22 protein-coding genes are annotated in these 24,921 nt (G+C 42.2%); 10 read left to right on the plus strand and 12 right to left on the minus strand.

Annotated elements, in window-relative coordinates; translation table 11 throughout:
• Positions 1-9 precede the first annotated feature (9 nt).
• Positions 10-1,176 (minus strand): AI-2E family transporter, encoded by a 1,167-nt coding sequence (locus tag V7K98_RS17225; protein WP_335023886.1) that lies wholly within the window; start codon positions 1,174-1,176, stop codon positions 10-12.
• Between the two features lie 236 nt (positions 1,177-1,412).
• Here V7K98_RS17225 and V7K98_RS17230 point away from each other — a divergent pair, with 236 nt between their 5' ends.
• Complete coding sequence (locus tag V7K98_RS17230; protein ID WP_335024133.1) at positions 1,413-1,754, plus strand: hypothetical protein; 342 nt, start codon at positions 1,413-1,415, stop codon at positions 1,752-1,754.
• Positions 1,755-2,039: 285 nt separating this feature from the next.
• Entirely contained in the window at positions 2,040-3,452 is a 1,413-nt protein-coding gene (locus V7K98_RS17235; protein WP_335023888.1) for an LCP family protein, read from the plus strand.
• A 21-nt stretch (positions 3,453-3,473) separates the two neighbouring features.
• Here V7K98_RS17235 and V7K98_RS17240 read toward each other — a convergent pair whose 3' ends face one another.
• The 5 genes from V7K98_RS17240 to V7K98_RS17260 all read right to left on the minus strand — a co-directional run bounded on the left by V7K98_RS17240 (position 3,474) and on the right by V7K98_RS17260 (position 7,932).
• Entirely contained in the window at positions 3,474-4,547 is a 1,074-nt protein-coding gene (locus V7K98_RS17240) for an anthranilate phosphoribosyltransferase family protein (RefSeq protein ID WP_335023890.1), read from the minus strand.
• Between the two features lie 79 nt (positions 4,548-4,626).
• Entirely contained in the window at positions 4,627-5,574 is a 948-nt protein-coding gene (locus V7K98_RS17245; protein WP_335023892.1) for a LysR family transcriptional regulator, read from the minus strand.
• Between the two features lie 105 nt (positions 5,575-5,679).
• Complete coding sequence (locus tag V7K98_RS17250) at positions 5,680-6,444, minus strand: DevA family ABC transporter ATP-binding protein (protein WP_335023894.1); 765 nt, start codon at positions 6,442-6,444, stop codon at positions 5,680-5,682.
• A gap of 106 nt (positions 6,445-6,550) precedes the next feature.
• Positions 6,551-7,711 (minus strand): ABC transporter permease DevC, encoded by a 1,161-nt coding sequence (devC, locus tag V7K98_RS17255; RefSeq protein WP_335024135.1) that lies wholly within the window; start codon positions 7,709-7,711, stop codon positions 6,551-6,553.
• Positions 7,708-7,932, minus strand: a complete 225-nt coding sequence (locus V7K98_RS17260; RefSeq protein WP_335023896.1) for a hypothetical protein — start codon at positions 7,930-7,932, stop codon at positions 7,708-7,710. The genes devC and V7K98_RS17260 overlap by 4 nt, the downstream gene beginning before the upstream one ends.
• A gap of 132 nt (positions 7,933-8,064) precedes the next feature.
• On the opposite strand from V7K98_RS17260, the gene V7K98_RS17265 reads away from it, so the two are divergent.
• Entirely contained in the window at positions 8,065-8,214 is a 150-nt protein-coding gene (locus V7K98_RS17265; RefSeq protein ID WP_335023897.1) for a hypothetical protein, read from the plus strand.
• Here V7K98_RS17265 and V7K98_RS17270 read toward each other — a convergent pair.
• From V7K98_RS17270 to V7K98_RS17285, 4 genes are all read right to left on the minus strand, one after another.
• Positions 8,185-9,474 (minus strand): ABC exporter membrane fusion protein, encoded by a 1,290-nt coding sequence (locus V7K98_RS17270; protein ID WP_335023899.1) that lies wholly within the window; start codon positions 9,472-9,474, stop codon positions 8,185-8,187. The two genes, V7K98_RS17265 and V7K98_RS17270, sit on opposite strands and share 30 nt — an antisense overlap.
• 336 nt (positions 9,475-9,810) lie before the next feature.
• Positions 9,811-10,386, minus strand: coding sequence for a TetR/AcrR family transcriptional regulator (locus V7K98_RS17275; protein WP_335023901.1), 576 nt, complete (start codon positions 10,384-10,386; stop codon positions 9,811-9,813).
• 72 nt (positions 10,387-10,458) lie between these two features.
• Entirely contained in the window at positions 10,459-11,721 is a 1,263-nt protein-coding gene (locus V7K98_RS17280; protein ID WP_335024137.1) for a HEAT repeat domain-containing protein, read from the minus strand.
• 20 nt (positions 11,722-11,741) lie between these two features.
• Positions 11,742-12,155, minus strand: coding sequence for a QcrA and Rieske domain-containing protein (locus V7K98_RS17285; protein ID WP_335023903.1), 414 nt, complete (start codon positions 12,153-12,155; stop codon positions 11,742-11,744).
• A gap of 49 nt (positions 12,156-12,204) precedes the next feature.
• Here V7K98_RS17285 and V7K98_RS17290 point away from each other — a divergent pair, with 49 nt between their 5' ends.
• The 7 genes from V7K98_RS17290 to V7K98_RS17320 all read left to right on the plus strand — a co-directional run bounded on the left by V7K98_RS17290 (position 12,205) and on the right by V7K98_RS17320 (position 22,241).
• Complete coding sequence (locus tag V7K98_RS17290) at positions 12,205-12,336, plus strand: hypothetical protein (RefSeq protein ID WP_335023905.1); 132 nt, start codon at positions 12,205-12,207, stop codon at positions 12,334-12,336.
• A gap of 322 nt (positions 12,337-12,658) precedes the next feature.
• Entirely contained in the window at positions 12,659-14,242 is a 1,584-nt protein-coding gene (locus V7K98_RS17295) for a ferredoxin--nitrite reductase (protein ID WP_335024139.1), read from the plus strand.
• Between the two features lie 144 nt (positions 14,243-14,386).
• Positions 14,387-15,883: a NarK family nitrate/nitrite MFS transporter gene (locus tag V7K98_RS17300; protein ID WP_335023907.1), complete on the plus strand. Its 1,497-nt coding sequence runs from the start codon at positions 14,387-14,389 to the stop codon at positions 15,881-15,883.
• 221 nt (positions 15,884-16,104) lie between these two features.
• Positions 16,105-18,414 (plus strand): molybdopterin oxidoreductase family protein, encoded by a 2,310-nt coding sequence (locus V7K98_RS17305; RefSeq protein WP_335023909.1) that lies wholly within the window; start codon positions 16,105-16,107, stop codon positions 18,412-18,414.
• Between the two features lie 874 nt (positions 18,415-19,288).
• Entirely contained in the window at positions 19,289-19,747 is a 459-nt protein-coding gene (locus V7K98_RS17310; RefSeq protein WP_335023911.1) for a phosphate-starvation-inducible PsiE family protein, read from the plus strand.
• Positions 19,748-20,052: 305 nt separating this feature from the next.
• Complete coding sequence (locus V7K98_RS17315; protein WP_335023913.1) at positions 20,053-20,505, plus strand: nitrate reductase associated protein; 453 nt, start codon at positions 20,053-20,055, stop codon at positions 20,503-20,505.
• A gap of 353 nt (positions 20,506-20,858) precedes the next feature.
• Positions 20,859-22,241 carry a PrsW family glutamic-type intramembrane protease gene (locus V7K98_RS17320; RefSeq protein WP_335023915.1) on the plus strand — a complete coding sequence of 461 codons (1,383 nt, stop codon included), beginning with the start codon at positions 20,859-20,861 and terminating at the stop codon, positions 22,239-22,241.
• A gap of 224 nt (positions 22,242-22,465) precedes the next feature.
• Here V7K98_RS17320 and V7K98_RS17325 read toward each other — a convergent pair whose 3' ends face one another.
• Complete coding sequence (locus tag V7K98_RS17325) at positions 22,466-23,113, minus strand: hypothetical protein (protein ID WP_335023917.1); 648 nt, start codon at positions 23,111-23,113, stop codon at positions 22,466-22,468.
• A 153-nt stretch (positions 23,114-23,266) separates the two neighbouring features.
• A complete protein-coding gene (locus V7K98_RS17330; RefSeq protein ID WP_335023919.1) occupies positions 23,267-24,847 on the minus strand; it encodes a CHAT domain-containing protein in 1,581 nt (526 codons plus the stop codon).
• Between the last annotated feature and the right edge of the window lie 74 nt (positions 24,848-24,921).

The following is a 24,921-nucleotide window of genomic DNA, read 5'->3' on the forward strand; positions in this document are numbered from 1 at the left end:
CCTGCCTCCTTAAGGTTGTGTTGCTTCAGAAATACTTAGAGTGTTGTTGACTTTTGCTTTCGGAGATTCGTTGGCTGCAACGGGTGCAGTTATTTCTCCCGTGCCACTATCGTTTGTCTCGCCTCCAAGACGCAAGGCAGTTAAAGCGGTTTTAATCACAACAGCTGTGGGTACTGCCACAATTACACCCAATAGTCCGCCAATTCTTGCCCCTGTTAGAACTGAAATTAAAATCCACACTGGATTTAAACCCGTAAAACTACCTAAAATTCGGGGGGCAATTAAGTTTTCGAGAATTTGCTGTACGATTAATGCTGCTATCAACACTCTTACACCCATTGAGAAATCTTGCAGTGCTACCAATAGCGTAGTCAGGGCGATGCCCACAGAACCACCAAAGGGGACGAGAGCCATCAGACCAATAGTTAAGCCGAATAGCAGTCCAAATGGCACTTTTAGCCACAAAAAGATAGGAATGAGGGCTGAGGCCATACAGGTAGATAAAATTAGCTGGGTGATGAAGAAATTTTGAAAGCTGAGGCGGACTGTTTTAGAGAAAGGATCGCGGAATTTAGAGGGTAGCCATTCCACTAAACTTTCCCAGAGTTCGCCGCCATGCTGTAAAAGGTAGAAAGTCAAAACCATCGTCAAGAGGATATCTAGAAGACTTGTGACTGTAACCACCGCTAAATTTAAAACTTGTCCAGCGATCGCTTGCAGTTGTCCCTTGACGCGATCGTTGATTTGTACTACCAAAGCATCGAGGTTAATGGGTAAGCCAAAAGTCTCAGCTTTTTCGTTTAATATCATTAACTGAGAGCGTCCAGAGTCGATCAACTCTGGCAACCGAGCCACCAGTTGTTGAGCTTGGCTAAGGGCTAAGGGAACCAGTGTCACACCCAACGCCAATAAAATCGATAAAGCCAAGAGAAATACTAAGATAGCGACTTGCTCCCGCCTAGCACCTTGATGTTCCATCCAACTCACGGGGTAGTTGAGCAGAAATGCTAAGACTGAGGCTCCCACTAAAATGACTATGAGAGAATGGAAGTAATTGAAAAATACCGAAAGTGCCCAACCATTTAGAACTAGCAGTGGAACAAATAACGCGATCGCCACGATTCGCGCTATTGGTGTGAATGTTTGCCACCAGTCGAGTAGCTTGCGTGTCTGCATTTTGAGCTAATTGCGGGATAGAACTAAGTTAAATCTTTCTTTACAGCTTATTATCGCTAACTATATGAGTCTTATTCATCCTTCTAGTTATAGGAGTTAGGCTAACCCCAATGGATAATTTTGAACCAAAAGAGAATGGGGAGTGGGGAGTGGGGAGTGGGGAGTGGGCACAAGGAAGACAAGGAAGAATAATTGAAGAAGTCTCTCCTTTATCTTCTCCCAATGCCCAATGCCCAATGCCCAATGCCCAGTTGCTTTTATACTTGATTCCGATCGTTGGCTTTTTTCCATCTTTATGGACTCTCTATCGTGGACAGGGTAGCCGGGAACAACTTACTGTTAGTCGTCTGTCTATCACTTTGGCACTTACTTGGCTGTTGGGATATTTATTATTAAGTACTGGAGCCACAACTTCAGATTTTTTTTCGCTACGTCTATTTATCCTGAATAGTTTTCTTACATCGGGTTACTTTGTAGTCAGTGTCTGGTTGATTTTGCGCTTGACGAAGGGCAAATCTGGCCGTTTACCAGGCTTTAGTACTTTAGCTGAACGAGTGTTTGGTAAGTACTTATCTTAATTTTTTACGATGATAATTCTTCAGTAGTTTTACCTATTTTCTAAAAAATTATGGTTGATTTATCTATATATCTAGTCAAATCTAGTTTATTATTGCCATACTTCAGTAAAACATCTCTAGGTTGGCCCAAAAGAAGGAAAAATGCTGCTATAAGTGTTGTGGTTGACACTACATAAAAAAGTTAGCACTGATAATTAAGAGTTAGTTATTATGGGTTGATTTGTTTGGATGTTTTTAATCTACAAATTTACCGAATTTGATTATTGAGTAAGTGTGAGGAAGTCTGTGACCATTCAAAGAAGTTCGGCGGAAGAAAACCAATCGGGAAAAGCCTCAAAGTCCAATAAAAAAATTTCTCAAAACTCCAAATCTGGACGTTGGGTGTGGTTTTGGGTAGGGATGAGTGGGATTGCAATGGTGTCAGCAACAGCAGGGGCACTTTTGGCGGTGTCTTTAACCAGTACGCCTTTGCAACAAGCCCAGCTAAGTCCCCAGGAGGAGGCAGCCTTTGATGGCGATCGCATTTCTGGAGGTGTAATGCGATTTTCACAATTAACTCGCCCAGTCAATCTCTTAGTTATGGGGATGAGCGTACTTCCCCCAGATATCCAAAACCCTCCCCCTGAAACCAAAAACCTTAGATACCAGCCCCAGCTAAACTCCTTTGATGGTCTTTCTGATGTTATGCTCTTGGTCAAATTTGATCCAGAGACGAAAAAAATAATTATGCTCTCCATTCCCAGAGATACCCGCACAGAAATAGAAGGGCATGGAGTAAAAAAAATTAATGCTGCCAATGTTGAAGGCGGGCCAGCTTTAACTGCCAGAACTGTCAGTAATCTTTTAGGTGGGGCGGGAATTGATCGCTATGTGCGAATTAACGTTTTGGGAGTTGCCAAGCTGATTGATGCTTTAGGAGGCGTAACAGTCTACGTCCCCAAAGATATGAAGTACCAAGATGATTCTCAGCATTTGTACATCAATTTGAAGGCGGGTAAGCAGCATCTCAATGGCGAACAGACACTGCAATTGCTGCGGTTTCGCCATGATGAACTTGGTGATATTGGTCGGATTCAACGCCAGCAAATGGTCATGCGTGCTTTCATGGATCAAACACTCAATCCAGCTACTGTTGCTCAATTACCTAAAGTTCTAGACGTAGTTAAAGACCACATCGATACCAATTTGACGGTTGAAGAGTTGGTGGCACTAATGGGTTTTGGGGTGCGGACTAATCGCTCTAATATGCAAATGTTAATGCTGCCAGGTCGTTTTAGCGAAAAGAATGAGTTTGATGCTAGCTATTGGTTGCCCAATAAAGATGGTATTACCAAATTGATGGCTCAACACTTTGGGGTGGAATCAGAGCAGCAACAGCAGACAACTGATCCACGTTCTTTGCGTGTAGCAATTCAAGACAGTACAGGTGGCGATCGCTCTAATCTCCAACCATTAATTAGAGCGTTAGAAAAATCTGGATATCGCAATATTTATATAGCTAAGGCATGGGGTGAACCTCTAGATGTAACTCACATTGTCGCCCAGCAAGGAGATGGTGACAGTGCCGAATCAATTCGTGAAACCTTGGGATTTGGCGAAGTGCGTGTGGAAAGTACTGGCAACCTTGGCTCAGATGTCAGTATTCAAGTAGGGAAAGATTGGTTGCAACAAAAATCTATTTTGGAGAAGGCGAAATAATTCGTAATATTTCGTAATTAATTACACTGGCATAAATGCTGCTGAGAGAGAATTTACTATCTGGCTAAGTTCTTGGAGTTTAGCTGCTACTGTACCATTGCTTAATAATTCTTCTGCCTTCGCTAAACCCTCTGGCATATCTGAACAAATACCACTCCGCCATAGATAAAATCCACCATTCCACAAGGCTGTTTGCATTAGTTCGCCTGGTTTACCTGCCAAAACACCCTGAATATCTACCACCAATTCTTCAGTAGTTCCAAGGGGTACGTTCTTGGTAGTAAAGCCGTAGTCACGCGGTACAAGGTGCAATCGCTCTACCTCTTGGGATGCTACGGATGGAGATAAGCTGATAATGGCAGTGCGATCGCGCGGTAAATCGCAACTACCTTCCAATCCTTTAATTAATGTAAATTTTGTTACTCCCCGCAGCCCTAAAGCTGTCTGAAACATCCCCTCTGTCGGCGGATGAACAAACCCAGAAATTACGTGAGCATCGCCAGTATAAGGACACCAAATTAGCTCCATTGTCGCCAAGGGCGGACGTTTGCCAAGTTGGTCGCGGTACTCCCAAATACTTGTAGTTAGGGGAAAATGCTGAGGCAGATAAATAAAGCCAATTCCTGTTTGCTCAAACACTTGCTGGGTTTTGGCTAGTGGTAGAGTAGTCCAATCGACTCCTAAACCTTGCCAAATCTCGATCAGGGGTAAACCGTACTTTGTTGGAAGGCGATCGCCACCGTGCATTATCACTGGTTGTCCAACTGCGGCGAGTAGTAAAGCTGTTACCGGGCTAATTGGTGCTGTACGGGTTCTGCCATCATAAGGGATGCCAAGAGCGATCGCTGTTCGGCCAGAGTCGAATGGTTGCAGTTTTGGCCCCAGTTCATCATAAGTATCCAACATTCCCGCTAACTCTTCCCCCGTAGGACGCTTGATTCGATGAGCAATCAAAAACGCTCCAATTTGGGCTGGTGTCGCTTCACCCAGCAGCATCATTTTAGTGGCGGTGGCTGCTTCGGCACGAGTTAAATTTTCGCCTGTATGATTTCCGCTACCTACTTTTTTCAGTAATTCCCTAAATATATTGCTCATTTGTCATTTGTCCTTTGTCATTTGTCCATTGTCCTTTGTGAATAACCGAAAATGACCAATAACAGATGACAAAGGACACTTAAGAAACCGATCGCTCCCGATCAATTTGTAATGGAATGTTTTCGCGCACGAGTTGCCAAAAGTGCTTGATGGGGGGAATTTGCAGCCGGTCTTGAGTTGTTACCATAACTACCCGCCGAGTCAAACTGGAACCATCGGCTAAACCACTAATATTATTGCTGGCTAAGGAACGAATCGCCAGAGTAGGGTCAAGACGTGCTTCCAGTAATGCTGATTGAGGCAGCAACGCGATCAGTTCTCCTTGGCGCACCACTCCCCGGAAGGCATCTAGGGTATTTACCTCTAAAGCCGCCTGGAGTGTAGCTTCCATTCGCTCAAATCTATCTTGTATTAAGCGCTGCATCCCATAACCATCTTTAAAAACCACTTGGGGATAACGAATTAGCTCCGACCAAGGGACAAATTCATATTGAGCTAAAGGATGATTTGCTGCTGTTAAAATTTCTATTGGTTCATCATAAAGTACTTCTACCACCATTTCTCTAGCAGTGGTTAAAAACCGATTATTCATGACAATTGCTAAATCTACCAATCCATCTTTGAGGACTTTTAGGGCGCGATCGCTTCCTAATGAAGTCACCCGCAATTGTACATCTGGATAAGCATGACAAAATTTTTGCAACACTGGTGGTAAGTAAGATCCACATAATGAGTGAATCACGGCAATACAAAGTTCTGGTTGCTTTCCGGCGATTAAATCAGTTAATTCTTGTGTAGCTGTCTCCCATTCTTGGCAAATTTTGCGGACACGGGGTAGTAAACATTCACCTGCTATCGTTAATTTTGCGTGAGTTGTTCTATGAAATAGTTCTATACCCAAATCTGCTTCTAATGCCTGAATTTGGCGGCTAATCGTTGATTGGGTAATACCACATTTTCGCGCTGCTTGTTGAAAGCTGCCGGTTTGTGCGATCGCTAGAAAGGCTTGCAACTGCTCTAGGCGCATTTTTATGTAGCCTGAATTACATTTATCGGTTTCATTAAGTTAACGGATTTTTAACCACAATTTGGTAAGGTTTGTTACAGTAATTTTTCTCTAATTTACAAAAACCTAATTAACTTTGACTTGGAAGGTTGCAGTAGAATCTGCATCATTGGTCTTCAGTTGACCATCTTCCATATAAATGATGCGATCGGCAATATCGAGGATGCGGTTGTCGTGGGTAACTAACAAAATCGTACACCCTTGTTCTTTAGCTAGTTTTTGCATTATTTCTACAACATCGCGCCCAGATTTTTTGTCAAGTGCAGCAGTGGGTTCATCTGCTAAGACAATCTTAGGATGGCTAACTAAAGCACGAGCGATCGCTACCCGTTGCTTTTGCCCTCCAGATAGTTTCTCTGGGTAGTAATTGACACGATCTGCTAAACCGACAGTTTCCAAAATAGCGATCGCTTTAGCATCAATATCCTGATTGAGAAAATCGTCATGCAACTCTAAAGACATTCGGACATTTTCTCTAGCTGTCAAAAAAGTCATCAGGTTATGAGCCTGGAAAATATAACCAATTTGGCGGCGTAGCTTCGTTAACTGCTGCTTTTTGGCATCATAAATTTCCTCTCCTAAGATTTTGAGACTACCTTCTTGAGCAGAACGCAATCCACCCATTAAGGTCAATAAGGTGGTTTTCCCCGATCCAGAGGGGCCAGTCATAATAACAATTTCACCAGCATTAATCTCTAAATTAATATCAAATAATACTTGTTTGCGAAGCGCACCTTCACCAAAATAATGATTAAGATTACTGATGGAAATCACGGGTTCTAAAACAGAAAGTATTGAGTTGGGATTTTCTGATAAAGATTTTTGCAACATAGCATTTTATCGGGAATTGGGAATTGGGAATTGGGCATTGGGAATTGGGCATGGAGCATTGGGCATTGGGAATTGGGAATTGTACAGACAAAGATTTTTCGCGTGTCTAAAAAACATCGGCAGGGTCAGCAGATCGTAACTTCTGCATTGCGATCGCAGCAGAAACACTACACATAATTGCAGTCAAAATCCAGACATATATCGCCCTTTCAAGCTTCATAAAAATAGGTAACATTGTAGCAGTGTAGGCAAGTTGATACAACCCCAAAGAAAGGATAAATCCAGGGATAAAACCCAAAATAGCTAAAAACAATGCTTCTTGGAATAAGACTCCCAAGAGATAGCGATCGGTGTATCCCATTGCTTTGAGTGTGGCGTATTCTGGCAAATGATCGGAAACATCAGAGTAAAGGATTTGATAAACAATAACGATGCCAACAATAAACCCAACTCCTGTACCTAAACCGAAAATGAAACCAATGGCAGTACCAGTTTCCCAGTATTTTCTTTCGATTTGGGCAAACTCTTCTGGAGTCAGGACTTTAACATCATTGGGTAGTGATGCTGCCAATTGCGATCGCACTTTTTCGAGATCGGCATCGGGCTTGAGAGTGATTAATCCAACTGTGATGCGATCGGGTTTACTATCTGAGAATAGTTGCAAAAAGGTGGAGTCACTGGTGATAACATTCCCATCGGCAGCAAAAGAAGCACCATCAGTAAACAAGCCTTTAACAGAGACAAGTTTATTATTCAGTTCCGTCTCAAAGTTGCCTGTTTTATTAAAAATATCCGCAACTGTTCCGTATTCCGGCCGCCCCGCTTGATCAAACAGAACTTGATACAACTGTTTTAGGTGATGCTGATTTTGTTTGATTTCAAGCGATTTGAATGGTGATTGTGCCGGATCGACACCCCAAACTAAGATAGCGCGATCGAGATGCGTTTCAGGATTTCGCCACTCTCCGGTGTTGATGTAGACAGAGTTCACTGACTGAACACCGTCGTAACCTAATGTTTGGTATAGTCGCTCTCTGGAAAAATTTTTCACAGAGAACAGAGTTTGAAATTTGGGACTAATCAAAACTAAATCTGCCTGTAAATTGCGGTGGGGTTTGATGGCTGAATCAAAAAGCGCACTTTCAAATCCCAACTGAATGAACATCAGCAAGTCGGCAAAAGTAATACCTGCCACTGCAACAGCCAGACGGGTTTTTTCTTTCATTAACTGCCGCCATGCTAAAGGCGTTTTGCGAAATATTTTCATAATTTTAGAATTGGGAATTGGGAATTGGGAATGGGGCATGGGGCATTGGGCATTGGGCATTGGGCATCTGACTTTTCACGGTATCTGGAAAACCTCTCTCTAAATCTCTCTCCTAAAAGGAGAGAGACTTTGAATTTTCCCCCTTCCCTCGTAGGGAAGGGGGTTAGGGGGTTAGGTTTTTCGTGGCTTTTCCACATAACGTGAAAAGTCAGATTGGGCATGGAGCATTAGGTATGGACAATGCCGAACTGGATTGACGAGTATCAAAGCCTCATTACAGCACTTCCGGCAGCTATGAGGTACATCCTCAAATCTGAAAGCTTTGATAGGAGAGGGCAAGGAGAAAAACTGTATTGCATAATAGCCGTAAGCGCTGTAATGGAGTTCAAAGCCTCATTAATGGAGTTCAAATACTCATTAGCCGTGCCCCATGCCCCATGCCCAATGCCCAATGCCCAATGCCCAATACCCTTTTACAATTCAATTGCTGTCTGTACCTGTAAGTTGGTGAAACCTGCAACTCGCTTGCTGTCTTCAGGATTGAGGCGAATTTTCACCTCAACTACTCGGCGATCGAGGTTTTCCCCTGGCTGATTGCTAAAAACGTTTTGTCTAATCACCTGTCGCCCAATTTGAGCAACGGTTCCTTGCAGTTCGCCGGCAAATGCCTGACTGCTAATCACTGCCTGTTGTCCTAATTTCACTTTACCGATATCGGTTTGATAAACTTCTGCTACTGCCATCATCTGATCTGTTTCCCCTAAGTCTGCAATCCCAGAATCACTAATTTTTTCTCCGATTCGCGTATGAATTTTAATGATCTGTCCCGCCATCGGTGCTTTGATGTAAGCACCCGCTAACTCGGTTTGGGCGTGTTTAAGTGTGGCGATCGCATTTTCAACTTCTGTCTTGGCTGCGGCTACATCTACAGGTCGAACTTCGGCAATACTGGTAAGGGTGGCTTTAGCTTGACTAACTTCCTTACTACCAGTGGCATTAGTACGGAAAAGTGCTGCTTTGGCTTCAGCTAATTGTTTGCTAGCAGTTGTGTTAATCCGGTTAAGAACTGCTTTAGCTTCATCTACTTGCTGTTTGGCAGTTTCTCCAGTTAAACCTTTGCTGTCATACAAAGAATTAGAAATTGCTCCTTGAGAATATAGCTGCTGATAACGTTGATATTCGGCTTTGGCATTTTTGAGTTCTGCCTCTAGCTTCTTAATGGTTGCCTGTTGCGCGATTCTGTCGCCTTCCCACTGTGCCTTTATGCGGAATATTGCTTCCTGTTGCGCTGTTTTGTCTCCTTGAGACTGGGCTTCGAGGCGTTCAACGCTGGCTTGCTGGGCGTTAATTTCTCCTACTTTTGCTCCCGCTTGCACTTGATTGAGTTTAGCTTGGGCAACTCTGACTTGTTGTTGAGCTTGTAGTACAGCAGTTTGTAAGCGATCGCGGGCATCTAAAATTGCTACCATTTGTCCAGCTTTAACGCGATCGCCTTCTTTGATTAAAATTTGAGCAACGCGATCGCCATCCAATGCCAGGGGCGCAAACAAGCTAATTACCTCAGCTTCCGGTTCTAGCCGTCCTAATGCAGCCACTTTTGGACTTTTAGGCGTGGTTTCTACTGGCTCAGATTTCTCAGCTTGACTAACTAATCCAAACTGAGAAATCCCATAAAAAATAGTTACACCTGTAATAGCGGTAGCTGCAATTACTAATGCAACTAACCCTTTATTAGAAGCTTTTTTAAACAGCTTTTGAACCATCTATTTTACCCTCATAAAAAATTATTTTTCTACATCAAATGAACCTATAGTGATAGCAGCTAATTGTTATTTATCAATGAATATCAGATAAATAAAAAAACTATAGGAATCATATTTAATTTTTGAACAAAATTAGGTATTGTAGCGTGTGTTAGAACGGAGTTCGTAACGCACTATTATCAAGGGTTTGATGCGTTACGCTGTCGCTAACACATCCTACGTATATTTTCACAAATCAAATACTAGTCCTATATTTTATTCTAAACAGACAAAGATTAATCGCGTCTCTATTCCAAACTCTTGTACAGAGGCGATTAATTGCGTCTCTCCTAACTCCTAACTCCTATGTTGCGGCAAATATGCCGTCAGCATTTTACCTAACAATGAACATTGTTCCATAAAATCAATTCTTTCATTACCCCATAACTTCTCCATAATTAAACCATCTAGAAAGCTCAAGACAAAGCAAGCTAATACCGGATCTTGAATACCTAAAAAATCACAAACTGCCTGCTGATAACGTTCATTAGTTCGCTTAAAAACACTATTTTTCAACATTTCTTTAGAGTCTTGATGTTGACAAAAATCAATCCAAATATAAGTCCATTTAATGAAGTAATCTTCGTTTGCTACTAAATATCTTCCTATTGCTTCCATTCCCTCTTGCAGCGTTTGCGATCCTTCTAATTCAGCAAATGCTGCACTTAAATCTTGCTCACATATTTCTTGGACTAATTGCTCAAATAGAGCTTGTTTGCTAGGAAAATAGTGGTACAACGTACCAGTAGAAACCCCTAATCCTTCAGCAATTTGGCGCATAGTAATGGAACCATAGCCTTTTTGGGCAAATAAATCAAAGCACTTGTCGAGCAGTTCTTTAGAGTATTGCTCATGATCAACAATCTTAGGCATGACTCAATTATTTATATCGAACGCTCGTTATATATCATAATACTATAACTTTTATAGTTTAGTTGAGAGAAATTACCACTCAGCCAAAGCGATCGCTATTCCTTGTTGCAAATCTGTTGTGAGTGCAGCATTATTGGCTAAATTTTTGAGTGCAGCGATCGCGTGTAGTCTTACCGATGCATTAGAATCAGCTAGCAGTGAAATCAATGGTTCAATAGCTTGGATTTCGCCTAACTGTCCTAAAGATAGAGCGATCGCACTTTTTACACTTACAATCTCTGTGGCTGGATGCTGCGTTAGCAATATTTGCAATAATATTTCTGTGCCTTGTGTAGTTTGCGGCTTTTGGACTCGCCCCAAAACTGTAACAATTTCTTGCCAGAGTGTCTCTGAAGTGCTTTGATTAAATGCTGTTTGCAAATATTCCAAACTAGATGGTGTTTCAATCCAACTTAAAGCGCGGATAGTTTCTAATTGCAACTTTATCGGTGTCTGGGGTGAAATCAACAAATCAAATAAATGTTTTGCAGCCTCATCACAACCCATCCGAGAAAGGGAAACTGCGGCTGCACAACAAACATCAAGATTAAAGTCGTAAAGCTTGGCTTGCAGTCTCGTCACCAAATCTAAGGCTTCGCGTAAGTCGGGGCGAAAACCTAAACCAATCACTGCTGCCCGCCTAACTGTAGCGGCTATGTCATCCAAAGTGTTTAACAAGATTGGTGGTACACGTTCGTCATGAAAACTTGTCAGGGCTTCAATTGCAGCCGTGCGGATTGTTGCTTGTGAATCTTGTACTACACTCAACAGTGGTGTGATTGTTTCTGTTTGGGGAATACAGGAAAGCGATCGCACTGCCAAAAGCCTTGTATCTTCTTGTTTTAGGAGTTCAGATAAAGCAGCGATCGCAACAGTACCCATTTGTCCTAGTGCTGTGGCTGCGATCGCTTTGAGTTCTTCATCCTCATCAGTTTTCAATAATTCAACCAAAGGTGCGATCGCTTCTGGTTGCTGAAATTGGCCCAAAGTTCGCGCTGCATACCAGCGTAATTCTTCTTCTGCATCTTCATCTTCTAAGATATCAATGAGTGGTGGAATAGCAATATTTCCCAAGTGAGTCAACACCTTGGTAATTTCCCACCGTTGCTGAAAATCTCCCATCTCTAAGATTGAAAGTGCTAATTTCAGCAGATATTCTCGATTTTTAACTATCTCTGGATCTTCCGAGTCTGTCCCTAAAATTAATTGTTGTAAATATTGAATCAGTGATGACCAATCAGCTGCATTGTATGCTGTCTGGGCTTGCACCAAAAGCTGCTTGATATTGTTCACGATACCTTAATTATTTATATTGTTTAAGTTGGCTTGACTACAACTGAATTCCCCTCAATTTTGGTGGCGTAAGTTTTCAGCGCTTCTGTCGCTGGGCCTTTTAGCACTTTACCATCAGCACCATATTCTGAACCATGACAGGGACAAGCGAATTTTTTTGCCTCGGCTTTCCATGCGACGGTGCAACCTGCGTGAGTACAGGTAGGGTTAACTGCTGTCAGACTTGCGCCTTTAGATGTGCCGACTACCAACACAGGCCCAGCAGGTGAGTTTTTAACCAGCAATTGACCAGTTTTATCTAATTCTGCCGAAGTGCCTACTGTTTGCCAATCTCCAGATGCAGAAGGTGTTTGAGAAGAACAAGCTGCGATCGCTACAGGTAGAGAACTCGCTATCAAACCCAAACCTACCCAATTAATAAAATCACGACGTTTCATAGTGCCACACTCAATTTTGGATTTTAGATTTTGGATTTTGGATTAATCTATGGCAATCCAAAATCGCTTTGGTTATCTCAAACGCTTTTCATCAAGCGGTTTGTGTGGCTTATTGGCTGACTTTGATGCAAAAAATGCATATTACGTATTTATTTTCAGCAATTTTACCAAAAAATCGTAACAATTTATACGATTCTAACAGAAAACTCACCTTAAGTTATGAATATCGAAATTGTTACATGAACATTATCTAAACCTGCTTGACAAATTTCCTTTAACTAACCACGGGTTTGAACTTTAACGTTGGAATGCTTTTGAGTAACAATAATCAGCCGTAACCAAATATTAAGTTTTTATTCCCTAGCCCTCGTAGATACACCATCTACCTGATGGAACTACGGGTTGATCAACAATTAATAATTACTAATTCGTCATTTTTTAATTACGAATTATTTATTGATATTGGGCAATTAGCAGCACAAATTCTCACGAGAGTCAGCCTCATGACAGACACAACAACTACGACTACCAGCCTGAATAAATTCGAGAAATTAAAGGCGCAAAAAGATGGACTCGCCATCAAGGATGAGATAGAGAAGTTTGCTACCTTGGGCTGGGAAGCAATGGACGAAACCGATCGCGATCATCGGCTTAAGTGGGTAGGCGTGTTTTTTCGCCCAGTAACCCCAGGCAAATTTATGATGCGGTTACGTATGCCTAACGGTATTCTCACCAGCAGTCAAATGGGTGTTTTAGCCCAAGTGGTGCAGCGTTACGGTGATGATGGTTGCGCTGATATTACTACGAGGCAGAATATCCAATTACGGGGAATCAGAATTGAAGATTTACCAGATATCTTTAATAGATTTCACGCAGTTGGTTTAACCACTATCCAATCAGGGATGGATAACGTTCGCAATATTACAGGCGATCCTGTGGCGGGGTTGGATGCGGATGAGTTGTATGACACACGAGAGTTGGTACAGCAAATTCAAGATATGCTCACCAACAAAGGCGAAGGAAACCCAGAGTTTAGTAATTTACCACGGAAATTTAATATTGCGATCGCAGGTGGAAGAGACAATTCAGTTCACGCTGAAATTAACGATTTAGCTTTTGTTCCAGCATTTAAGGAGGGGACAGGGGAAGAATTTTCCCAGTCGGCAATATTCGGCTTTAACGTTCTTGTGGGTGGCTTTTTCTCAGCTAAACGTTGTGAGGCGGCGATTCCTCTAAATGCTTGGGTGGCTCCCGAAGATGTGGTAGCAGTATGTAGAGCGGTTTTGGAAGTCTTCCGCGATTGTGGCCCACGTGCTAATCGGCAAAAATCCCGCTTGATGTGGCTAATTGATGAATGGGGTTTAGAAAAATTTCGAGCAGAAGTAGAAAGCCGTTTGGGTAAATTATTATTACCCGCAGCCGCAAAAGACGAGATCGATTGGGAAAAACGCGACCATATCGGAGTATATAAACAAAAGCAACCGGGATTAAATTACGTAGGGTTAAATATTCCCGTCGGGCGACTGTATGCCGAAGATATGTTTGAAATTGCTCGTCTAGCAGACGTTTTCGGTAGTAGTGAAATTCGCTTTACCGTTGAGCAAAACATTGTTATCCCTAACATATCTGACTCCCGGCTAGCAACATTTTTAACAGAACCATTGCTAGAAAGATTTTCAATTAATCCAAGTTTACTGGCGCGATCGCTAGTATCTTGCACAGGCGCACAATTTTGCAACTTCGCCCTCATCGAAACCAAAAACCGCGCCCTGGAAATGATTAAAGCCTTAGAAGAAGACTTAATCTTCACCAATCCCGTCCGAATTCACTGGACAGGTTGCCCCAACTCTTGCGGGCAGCCCCAAGTTGCAGACATCGGCTTGATGGGAACCAAAACTCGCAAAAATGGCAAAACCCTCGAAGGCGTTGACATATATATGGGCGGCAAAGTCGGCAAAGACGCTCATTTAGGAACTTGTGTTATCAAAGGTATACCCTGTGAAGACTTGCAGCCAGTATTGCAAGACTTACTCATCAAAAACTTCGGAGCAAAACTCAAACAAGAAGCCTTAGTAATTAGCAGTTAGTACAGCTTTACATAAGTTCCTAGCGACTTCTCTGCGTCCGTCTGCGCGACGGCAGTCGCTACAACTGGGGGAACCCCCGCAACGCGCTGCCTCCCCTTTGCGTTTAAAATCTCCCTCCCATCCCCTCAATTTAGAAAGATTAGAATGCTTAAAAAACTATTTTCATTCAGCGATCGCTACCGCATTTTACACCAGACTTGGTTCGCTTTCTTTCTCACCTTTGTCTGTTGGTTTAACTTTGCTCCCTTCGCTACAACCATTGGCAGAGAGCTACATTTAGCCCCAGAACAAATCAAAACTTTGGGCATCTGTAACCTCGCCCTCACAATTCCCGCCCGGTTAATCATTGGGATGCTTCTGGATCGTTTTGGCCCCAGAATCACCTACTCAATCTTGTTAATGTTTACGGTTGTTCCTTGTTTGGCGACGGCGCTAGCGCAAGACTTTAATCAATTAGTCATCAGTCGTTTGCTAATGGGAATTGTCGGTTCTGGGTTTGTTGTCGGTATCCGCATGGTAGCAGAATGGTTCCAGCCCAAGGAGATGGGCGTTGCTCAAGGCATTTATGGCGGTTGGGGAAACTTTGGGGCTTTTGGCGCAGAATTTGCCTTACCGATGATTGCAGTTGCTACAAGCTTTTTTGCTGGTGGCGCTTCTAACTGGCGGTTTGCGATCGCACTTACAGGTATCATTGCAGCTATCTACGGCGTAATTTATTACAACACCGTCCAAGATACACCCGCAGGTAAAGTCTACAGTAAACCTAAAAAGAATGGTTCCCTAGAAGTAACTAGCATCAAAAGCTTCTGGGCAATGATTCTCTCGAATTTTGGTTTGATTTTCGCCTTGGGTTTATTAGCTTGGCGCTTAGAACAAAAGAAAATTCACTTTTTAACTCTGAGTCAAATGTATTTGACTTGGTTAGTATTAGCAGGATTATTTGCTTACCAAACTTACAAAGCTTGGGAAGTAAACCGAGAACTTCTCAGTGGTAAGAAAACTTACCCTGCATCAGAACGCTTTCAATTTGGACAAGTAGCTTTACTAGAATTCACATACATAACTAGCTTTGGCAGCGAACTAGCAGCCGTTTCTATGCTCCCCGCATTTTTTGAGAAAACCTTTAGTTTAGAGCATGTTGTCGCTGGGATGATTGCCGCAACTTATCCCTTCTTAAATTTATTTTCTCGTCCCAGTGGTGGCTTAATTTCTGATAAATTTGGTTCACGGAAGTGGACAATGACAATTATCAGCGTTGGGATCGGTGTTAGTTATTTGATGGCACATTTTATTAATAGTAGCTGGCCGATTCCAGTTGCGATCGCAGTGACAATGTTAGCCGCTTACTTTGCCCAAGCTGGCTGCGGTGCAACCTACAGCATCGTACCCATGATTAAAAAAGAAGCCACTGGACAAATTGCCGGTAATGTCGGAGCTTATGGTAATTTTGGCGGCGTAGTTTACCTAACAATTTTTAGCTTAACCGACGCTCCCACACTATTCAGCACAATGGGTATCGCTGCACTAATCTGTGCTTTTATGTGTGCCTTCTTCCTCAAAGAACCAAAAGGTTCTTTTGCCGCAGCTTATGAAGGTGAATCACCAGAAACCGCAACGACTATCTTCTTAACTGAAGAATAATCTAATTCAGGAAAATCTCTTTTTCTTTTCTCTGCGCTCTCTGCGTCTTGGCGGTATGCCTCCGGCACGCTACGCGAACGATAAATGAAAAACGAACCGCCAAGAGCGCCAAGAACGCCAAGAAATAAGAGTTTTAAAGAGCTTTTGTGTAACGGATAAATTTCTAAAACTGTCGCTAATCTGAGGTTGCATAATCCAAATAACAAAATGGTACAACTGGCATGAGTGAATTTACCAAAACCCTTTGTCCCTACTGTGGTGTCGGCTGCGGTTTAGAAGTTTCACCCCCAGCCCAACTTGGCAAAGCAACTAATCGAGATAGTGAAGGAAATCCGACTTGGCGGGTGCGCGGCGATAAAGCCCATCCATCGAGTCAAGGAATGGTTTGTGTCAAAGGCGCAACGATCGCAGAATCTTTAGATAAAAATAGATTACATTACCCAATGGTGCGAGACTCTTTAGATCGAGAGTTTCGGCGTGTTAGTTGGGATGAAGCTTTTAATCTCATTACGCAGCGTATTGAAACTGTCCGCTTCACCCAAGGGCCAGAAGCCTTATGTATGTACGGTTCCGGTCAGTTTCAAACTGAGGATTATTACATAGCCCAGAAACTGATGAAAGGCTCTTTGGGTACTAATAATTTTGATGCCAACTCCCGTTTATGTATGTCTAGTGCTGTAGCTGGCTACATTCAAAGCTTTGGCGCAGATGGCCCGCCCTGTTGTTACGAAGACCTAGAGTTAACTGACTGTGCATTTTTAATTGGTACTAATACAGCCGAATGTCACCCCATCGTTTTTAACCGGCTGGTAAAGTATCACAAAAAGAATCGCAAGGTCAAAATGATTGTGGTTGATCCCCGACGGACACCAACCGCAGAAGCGGCTGATTTACATTTAGCCATTCGTCCAGGTACAGATATCGATTTGTTAAACGGTATCGCTCATTTATTGATGCGCTGGAACTACATCGATACCATGTTCATGGACGACTGTACCAGCAACTTTCCCGCTTATGCGGAAGTGATTCGCCACTATCCCCCGGAAATGGTGGCTCGTCAATGTGGAATCAGCATTGAAGATTTAGAAACAGCCGCACACTATTGGGGTAAATCTGAGCGAGTACTGTCTTTGTGGTCAATGGGTGTGAATCAATCGTCAGAAGGGACAGCCAAGGTAAGAACTATCATCAACCTGCACCTGATGACTGGACAAATTGGCAAACCTGGGACTGGCCCTTTTTCCCTCACTGGCCAACCAAATGCAATGGGGGGAAGGGAAGCCGGGGGTTTGGCGAATTTATTACCGGGTTATCGTTCGGTGAAAAATCCTCAGCACCGCGCAGAAGTTGAGGAGTTTTGGGGACTCAAGCCAGGACAAATTTCGCCCAATGCCGGTTTGAGTGTTTGGGAAATGATTACTAGCTTAGAAAATGATGCTGTCGGGTTACTGTGGATTGCGGCTACTAATCCAGCTGTAAGTATGCCAGATTTAGAGCGGACTAAGAAGGCATTGTTGCGATCGCCTTTCACTATTTACCAAGATGCCTATTATCCCACAGAAACCTCCGCCTATGCTCATGTTCTCCTACCCGCAGCCCAATGGGGTGAAAAAACTGGTGTGATGACAAACTCCGAACGGGTGGTAACTCTGTGTCAAGCATTCCGCCAACCACCCAGAGAAGCGAAAGCCGATTGGGAAATTTTCGCTGAAGTTGGCCGGAGATTAGGTTTTGAGAAAGAGTTTGCCTTTACTAACTCTGCTGAAGTTTATGCTGAATTCGTCCAATTAACTCAAAATCGCCCCTGCGATATGACGGGTATCAGTCATGAGCAATTGGCACAAGGCCCGACTCAATGGCCTTACCCAGCAAATAAAGCAGAGTCAGTATTTATCGATACTGAAACCGGACTCTTAAGTTTTCAGCCAGAAGAAGAAACTTTCTTTCACAAAGAAGCCGAGAAGAAGCGTCAGTACCATACACTCAGAACAGGAAAACGCCTCTACACTGATTTACGCTTTCATACCCCCGATGGACGCGCTCAGTTTGGGGCATATTATTCAAAGGGATTGGCAGAACCACCAAATCCAGACTATCCTTTTGTGCTAACTAATGGACGACTTTATGGACATTGGCACACGCAAACACGAACCGGACGCATTGAAAAAATTTGCAAAATGCACCCCGAACCGTTTATCGAAATTCATCCCCGTGATGCTGCTAAGTTAGGTATTGTAGATAATCAGGGTGTGGAAGTGCGATCGCGTCGTGGTCAAGCTCAGTTTCCTGCTAAAGTAACAAAAGCGATCGCACCTGGTACAGTTTTCGTCCCCATGCATTGGGGTTCACTGTGGGCAGATAATGCCGAAGCTAACGCCCTCACCCATCCAGAATGTTGCCCCGATTCCCTGCAACCAGAATTAAAAGCCTGTGCTGTGCAGTTGATCCCAATTCCTGTAGAAGTTACAGTCAAAAATCATCAACTTCAATCCTCACAATGTAAGCTGCAAAGTGTACCTCTCAAGTCATAATTTATAATCAGCAATATAGCGGTTCTCAGTTGAGTGAGATAAACCCGTAAGGGCACAGCACTGCTGTGCCCTTACACTTTGCGATTAATGTTGTACTGCATCTGAATGGGAACCGCTATCAATACTGCGTAGGTTTTGCCTAAAAAATAAAAATGTGTAGGTTGGGTTGAGGAACGAAACCCAACATTTTTCGGGGTTTGTTGGGTAACGCATTGCCTTAATCCAACCTACGAATATCCTTAACCGAGCAGGAACCGCTATAAGTAATTTTGTCAATAATCAATAGTCAATAGTTATTATCATTTTTTATGACTCTCTAATTTTGACTGTTACCAATTACCATATTCAAAGAGGCAAAATATCTAGTAATTATATAGATTCTACTAAGTAAGTGGGCGTAAATAATTAAAGGTTTGTAGTAAGGGCTTTAGCCCTGACAATAGGGCTAAAGCCCTTACTACAAGCCAACTTAATTAATTTTACATTGGGTAACATAGTTTGATTTATTCTTGCCCGCCTACTTAACATTGGTTTTATCTATGGATAAAAAATCAAACCTAGCTAGAAAACTTACGAAGTATTAGTAAGTAAGTTGGTCAAATTAAATATAAAACCTCATCCTGTCTCCGGCTTCCCTCTCCTTACTAAAGAGAGGGATTGAGGATGAGGTTTGATCTTATATTTAATTATGCCTACCTACGTTAACTCATCTTTTTTTAATAAATTCTGAGGGTTTAAGCAAATAAGCTCTCTTCATCGGTAAGTTTTCTTGTCAGATATAAGAGTTACAAAACTCAATTACGAATTACGAATTACTTTAATCCTCTAGATTTATCTATGGGATTTTATTTTATTTAGAAATAGAGTGCAGCAAATGAAAAAGTTAATGAGGCAAATTATAGGAGCCACCAAAGATGAGAACTTCATGCACATCATTGAAAACATAGAGGTGCTAGTTTCTAAAGTTCTATCTATTTTTATGGTAGTTGTAATTTTGGTTGCGATCGGGGACTTAGCATTTTTTATTTTTAAAGAGTTATTGTCAGCCCCTTATGCCAAGTTTAACACAACCTTGTATAAGATTTTTGGCTTGTTCTTGAATATTTTAATTGCTTTAGAAATCTTAGAAAATATCACAGCTTATCTACGAAGGCATGTTTTTCAGGTTGAATTAGTTATTGTTACTTCTTTGATTGCTGTCTCTAGAAAAATCATTATTCTTGACTTAGAAAAAGTTTCAGGTATTGATATAATTGGTTTAGGAATTGCTATTCTCGCACTTTCAATTAGTTATTTAATAATCCGTCTCAGTAATGACAAAAATACTCGTTAAATTCTAGAGATTGCTTTTCATCAATCCTAATGTTTAGGAAGATATATAGCAATCGTAAATAAGTTGTGAAAATCTCCGATTATCCTCTCTGCGATTAATTTATTTTTATAAATGCGATATTTTAGTCTGATATCCGAAAAAATAATATAGTATACTTGATACTTAAGAACACCCTAAACTGCATTTTGAACAAATTATTAATGTGCGATCGCTAATTAAATTTTATTTTTAATTACTAATTTTTGTAACTGACAATATCAAAAAATTACCGATAGTCAAAAGCTCTTAATTTTGAATACTTAATTATGACAGATTTCTTTAAATTTGAAGCAGACTTTGTTGATTCCCTGCGTTGTGTTCCTATGCAGGTGCGTTGCAATTTAGATACTTGTGGCATCAAGCTAAAATTGTCTGATTGGAATCAAATGACTACAGCCGAGCGTCAAGCTTTAGTTGAATTCCCTTGCACTACAGAAACAGAAATTCAGTCTTACCGCGAACATATCCAACAATTAATCCTACAACGCACGGGTATACTAGCTACAAAATTACCCATAGAGCCACATCCTGCATGGCTAGACTCTAGCACTGTACCACCCAGCATCAAGGAAAAAGCTCAAGAAATAGGTGTAACCCTAACACAGCAAAATTGGGCAGCTTTAACGCCCTTACAGCGTTTTGCCTTGATTAAACTCAGCCGCTCAGGACATGAAAGCAAAAACTTTCCCATAGCGATCGCAGAATTTAATCTGCTTTAATTACAGAAGAAATCAGGAGTTAGAAAAAAATAGCCGAAACTCTAATTTTCTTCTGAGAGCAATTGATGAATTGCCCCTACCGCGTATAGTTTTGCGTAAGTCCTTAAATCTGTAAGATACATTACACTTTATTAACTTGCAGCCCGAAAATGATACTAGGAGAAACTCTCAGTACATGGAATACTTATTAACATTAGCTGAAAGAATTTGAAATTTCCCATCTATAATTTTAAATTTCTTAGCAGGAAGTGAAGCTATAGTGGATTTAGCAATGCTGCTGTTGATGTGGCTAAGGTTAATCCTGGTGCCAAATTATATGAAGAAGAATTAGTTTAGAAACGCACACTAACTCGATGACAGGCAAAAACGCAAGACATAATGCATTTCTGCGGCTAGTGTCTGGTAATGGGACAGCTTCTGGATCTGAATCTCGCTACTCGCTGCCCCCCAGTAAAGAGATGGTAATTGGACGCGACCCTAGCTGCCAAGTTGTCTTGGATGCCATGATGTACCGAATGGTATCTCGTCGTCATGCAGTGGTTCGTCCCCTCTCTTTATCCCCAGACAGCAAATTCAGCTGGGTGCTTTGTGACTTAAATAGTGCTAATGGAACTTATTTGAATGGAGAACGCTTGTATGAATGTCAGGAATTGCACCCAGGCGATCGCATTTCTCTAGGTGCTGATGGCCCACAATACGTTTTTGAGTACGAGTTTACTTACCAAACCCCGGCCACAACAGTTAACCAAATTACACCATTACCTTCAGCGACAAATTACCACGGCCACACGCAATTAAAGCAGCCAGATTCTGTTAGCTTTACCCAACTTTTCCCCATTATTTCCACTGGTAAAGATTTAACTCGCAAAGCTTACCTCGTACCGGGTATACTGACCGTAATCTTTGTAGTGTTAATGTTTGCTACAGTCGGTCAACCCCAAGCTAATCAAGTTATTGTCGCAACTTACATCGCTTTTGCTGCCTACTATTTTGTTTACCAACTTTGTGGTAAAGAAAAGCCTTGGTGGGTGCTAATGGCTTCGGCATTGGCTACAACGTTGATTTTACTCAGTCCAGTGCTGGATGTATTTATTTTCGTGTTTCGCGGCATCCTTCCTGGAAACTTACCCTCACCCCAGGAATCTACCACTTTCACAGAGTTACTGGTACGGATGTTTTTTGGTGCTGGGTTGATGGAGGAATTACTCAAGGCATTACCTGTATTAGGAGCCTTTGCCATCGGCAGAATGTTGTCTTCACCTTGGCGGGAAAAGATCGGTGTCTGGGAACCTCTAGATGGTATTCTCCTGGGAACGGCTTCTGCTGTGGGCTTCACTCTATTGGAAACCCTCGGACAGTATGTGCCAGACATTACTCAAAATGTCACGCAACAGGTAGGTATAGGTGCTGCTGGTCAATTAGCGGGTTTACAACTGCTAATTCCGCGAATTTTAGGCTCTGTAGCCGGACACATGGCTTATAGTGGCTACCTGGGCTATTTTATCGGGTTGGCTGTTCTCAAGCCTAGTAGAAGTTGGCAAATTCTTTCGATTGGTTATCTGAGTGCCTCTGCGCTCCATGCTCTGTGGAATGCGACAGGATCTATTAATGCCTTGCTGTTAGTAGTTGTTGGGGTGTTATCTTACGCCTTTTTGATGGCGGCAATTCTCAAGGCACGGGCGTTATCACCGACGCGATCGCAAAATTTTGCTACCCGATTTCTGGGCCCAAAATAATAGATGAGGCAGCAGCAAACAAGACTATTGATTATTGACCAATGCCTAATGCCTAAAAACTCTTGAATATTTATCGATCGGGATAGATGGTATAGTTTGAAAAGAAGCGTACCTTAAATTTATTCTGGGGTGACTATAACTAAAATAAATAAAAAAGATCATTTTTCTTTTTTATTTGCTGTCACCTTTTACCCATCTATCACCATCTATCAGGTATTCCCTGTTTATAATTCCGACTGAGACTGATTGAGTTGAGTAAATGCATAAGAAGCGATCGCTAAACTAACCTTTGCCTTCTCGACTTCTGATAAAGCTGTCCACTCGCTATTGTTAAGATTACTGATGGCAGATGCCTTATTTTTTGATTCGCTACTCCGCATAGCGTAAGTATAAGGACGAGCTAAGACTAAAAGATCCTCAGTTCCCCAAGTTGGTAATACTGTCTGAACGCACTCAACTAGTTGTTCACCAATTGATTGCTGGGCAGCAAAAATCTCAGCAGCTTTGGTGGCAATGGTGTTGAGCAATGTTTGGGGGACACAGGCGGCAAAAGTATTACGTAGTTTTTCTTGAAGATTCAGCACTAGTGCCTGTTGGGGATTGCGATCGTAGCTTGACGCAAGGGAGATATTAGACCAAAGTGCATCTAGATTGTCATAAAAATCTTGCGATCGCGTCGTCAGTTCTTCCTCAAGTAAATCTTGCATTCCGAACTGTTGTTCTAGTTCGTGAAAATAAGCTTCGGACTCTTCATCAGTTGGATTCCAGGGATAGGTAGCATCGTCTGGTTCTAATAGTGCTTCTAATAACTCTAAATCTACTTGAGATGGTAAAGAAGAGAAGGTGTCTGAGCCGTTAATTTTATTAGCCATTTTTTATTGCCTCACAATTATTTGCTGGTATTGACAACTACAGTTTCCTAGAAGAGATTTCCGCAAAAATAGTTGATTTTTTCTCAAGGAAAAATATATTTTAAAAGCTGATGCTGAACATCAAAATCAAAATCTATTTATGCAATAGCTCCCCTAAGAGTCTTCAAGAGTAAACTCCCAGATTTCGCCTCTAGCACTTCCAAACTTTAACTGTATTCCTGATTTCAAGGGGACTTCCTCTCGGAGGATTTGTTGCCAGCCATTAGGCCCTAAAAACCAGGTTGTGCCGTAGGTAGAAAAATCTTGCAAATAATAAGTTCGCACCAATGTAGCATCAGTCAGAGTATTACGGCAAAAGATTTCGGCGTGGCGTTTAGATACAGAGGGTTCGGGAATAATAATATCATTATCTTTCGTGCGGCCGATGCGAGTGACTCCATTACGCAATAGCCAGGTTTTACCTTTTGGAGTGAGCGATCGCAACGAAGCAGTGGGAAGCGAGGAACCTATATCAGGAATGGCTGTATCTGGTAGTTCAGTAATACCTTCATCCAGATTCTTAATGAGTTCACCATTAAAATCTGGATGCAGGTAGAGAACAGGTAAAGTCCAAGCAGGTTGATTAAATTTATACAGTGTTAATAACTCTTGCCTAGCCAGTGCCACAGCTTCATCTATTGGTTTGTGCGATCGCAAAGCTTCGGTAAAGGCTTGAATAAAACTGTGGCTTTCATGATCGGCGATTTCATCACGCATCCCCAAAACAGCAGGCACACCATGACGAATCAGTACTTCTGCTAAACTGCTGGCAGGTATAGCTTGATGATTGATAGCAGCTGGTTGTGCGCCCCAACAGGCATTAAAAAGTGCTAGTTTTACACCTGTACGGGTCAAGACTTGCGCCAATTCTATGCCATTCAGGGGCATGTCTGGTTGCAAAAACAGTAAGCCTCCGTCTGCCCCTGGCAAACCATGTCCAGCGTAAAAGAAAACATTGTATGCTTTGGTTTCTAATTCTTGAATCAACTCATGTGGAGTTGGTTGTATGAGTTGATTCACTATACAAGGTGCATATCTTTGGGAGTTACCACCCACAGGTATATCTACAAGACTTTGCTGCAAGATAGCGGCTTCTTGTTTTAGTTGCAGTTTTTCATCATGACCTAAAACTAGCAAGATGCTTAAAGCCTGATCGGTTCGCAAATACGGTAAAGGGTCAACTTCGCTGCTGGTACGACTAAATAGCAAATCTTGAGAGAGAGACATCGCCGATTGACCAGGTTCACGCTGCATAATTTCCCAAGGGAGAGCGATGAGATCCGGGTCACGAATTTCTAGCCGAAAGCGCAAACGTGTATGCTGACCCATAGCAATCCCACGACTACGTTCTAGACTACCGAGAATTTGCCCGTCAAATACCCAGCGCCATAAATTCATTCCCAAGTATTGCATCAGACGACTGCTGTAGGGGCCAGTAGTCTGACTTGAAGGGGGTAAAATAAAATCTATAGGGAATGGGTTAGACTTTTGAGATGTTGAGTTTGGGGAAATATCTAGGCGACCATGGCCAGCAAACATCTGCTGCCATTCTTGCCAGACTTGATTGAGTTCAACAGGCCATACACAGTCACGCAAAACGTAGCCACTGGGATAGGGAGCCTTGACCACCCAAATGGCGAAGTTGTCAGTGCCAGTATTTAGAAGACGGGCGATCGCCAAATTCAGGGATGGCATGGATTCATAAAACTAAAAGCTAAAAACAAATAATTTCAACTAACAATTTGTAAAGGTAGAAATTGGATATTTTT

Origin of the sequence: Nostoc sp. (assembly GCF_036917435.1) — a bacterium.
Classification (GTDB): domain Bacteria; phylum Cyanobacteriota; class Cyanobacteriia; order Cyanobacteriales; family Nostocaceae; genus Nostoc.